Source organism: Pseudomonas sp. P4_C3, from assembly GCF_056402075.1.
Window position 1 is genome coordinate 1 of sequence record NZ_JBFUIC010000549.1, and the last position, 1,836, is coordinate 1,836.

Annotated in this window: 3 protein-coding genes; all 3 read left to right on the forward strand. The window is 57.7% G+C overall.

Annotated elements, in window-relative coordinates; translation table 11 throughout:
• Positions 1 to 593 (forward strand): MFS transporter (locus AC1DVH_RS30475; RefSeq protein ID WP_477756923.1); only part of this gene is annotated, 593 nt, incomplete at its 5' end.
• Positions 594 to 688: 95 nt separating this feature from the next.
• Positions 689 to 1,582: a dihydrodipicolinate synthase family protein gene (locus AC1DVH_RS30480; protein WP_477756924.1), complete on the forward strand. Its 894-nt coding sequence runs from the start codon at positions 689 to 691 to the stop codon at positions 1,580 to 1,582.
• Between the two features lie 14 nt (positions 1,583 to 1,596).
• Positions 1,597 to 1,836: FAD-dependent oxidoreductase (locus tag AC1DVH_RS30485; protein WP_477756925.1), on the forward strand; the 240-nt coding region annotated here is incomplete at its 3' end.

The following is a 1,836-nucleotide window of genomic DNA, read 5'->3' on the forward strand; positions in this document are numbered from 1 at the left end:
CACCTGCTTTGCTGACTTATGGCACTGAACGGGGCGGGCCATTGTTCGCGGTGCCCAGGGGTATCGTGCTGTTTTTAGGGACGCTCTGTTTCATCGTATTCCTCACTGAAGGTGCAATGCTTGACTGGAGCGCGGTCTTCCTTGTCTCGAATCGAGGGTTAGAGCCGAGCATCGCCGGTTTGGGCTACGCATCCTTCGCCGCTGCAATGACGGTGGGCCGCCTGACGGGAGACGCCATCGTCAGCAAACTAGGCGGCGTGCGCGTAGTTGCGCTAGGCGGGCTCTGCGCAGCCGCAGGCATGCTCGTGTCGCTTGGAATCGATGGCTGGCCCGCGTCCCTGGTCGGCTATGCCCTGGTCGGGGCTGGCTGCTCGAACATTGTCCCAGTGATCTTTACCGCTGTAGGCCGGCAACAACGCATGCCACAGGCGGTTGCCATCCCCGCTGTCATCTCGATGGGCTACGCGGGCATTCTGATAGGTCCCGTATTTATTGGGGCAGTCGCCCATCTAAGCACCTTGTCATTCGCTTTGGGCTGCCTGATTGTTCTGCTGGTTTTTGTCAGTACAACAGCTCGAATACTTCGTAATTAACCGAATCTTTTCAGGCGCGATATCTCTCCACTTCATCCTGGAGAGACCCAATAAGAATTGCTTCAGCGTTATCCCCCCACGGAGAGGTTCAGAAGATGAGTGATTTTGCTTTCCCAGGCGTCAACCTTGCGGTGACTACCCCGTTCGACACCGACGGGAAGATCGACTTCGCACGCTTTGAAACCCTTCTTGAGCGCTACATCAGTGCGGGAGTAAATGGATTCGTCCTGAGTTCAGGCACCGGCATGCATGTCTATCTTTCCAAGGAGGAATCCAGGGAGTTGGTGGCCTTTGGATCGAAGGTAATACGCGGCCGCACCAAGATTATCGTCCAGACCTCGGCCCTGCTGGTAGACGATGTCGTAGAGCGGACGTTACACGCCGCTGAATGTGGTGCTGATGGGGTCATGGTATTGCCGCCTTTTTTTGAAGGCCCTACCGACGACGAGGGTGTGATCCATTTTTACTCAGCCGTAGCGAAGGCCGGCTTGCCGATCATCGGCTACAACGTACCTCAAGCGGTCGGCGTCGAAGTCACTCCGGATCTTCACCGCAAACTGTGCCTGATCCCTGGTTTTTCAGGCGTCAAGGACAGCAGCGGCGATCTCGGCAAACAAGCCTCACTGATCCGCACCGGGTTGCCTGTCATGAATGGCGCTGACCCTTTGGTTCCCTATGCGCTCTTTGCTGGCTGTGCAGGGCTCATCTGGGGCGGTGCGAACATGGCTCCCAAGACCTGCGTCGCGCTGGTAAAAGCCGCCACCCAACATCGTTGGGATGAGGCTCGGGAAATCTGGATGCTGCTTGAACCCGTGATGTCGCTGATTTGGGAGGGCGACTACGTTCAATCCGTTTATGCCGGCGCCAACATCACCGGATACGGCGCCGGCCAACCCCGGCGTCCCCTGACTCCCCTGTCTGCCGAGCGGACCAGAGTGTTACGCGACGCGCTAGGGCAACTGGTAGAACTCGAAGCCGCAGCGTCCTGAGCAAGGGGAACACCATGTTCGTCGCTTCAAAATTACCGAAACTGACCACAGCCTCCGGTTGGGTTGAGCTGCTGGACCGGCGAACGCCGACGTTTCCCCTTCAAAAGGCAATTACAGTCGATATTGCAATCATTGGCGCAGGCTTTGCGGGCCTTTCCGCTGCCCGCAGAATTTCGCAAATCGACCCCACGACCACTGTCGCCCTGCTTGAGGCCACGATCATTGGGGAAGGTGCCGCAGGACGCAACTCTGGC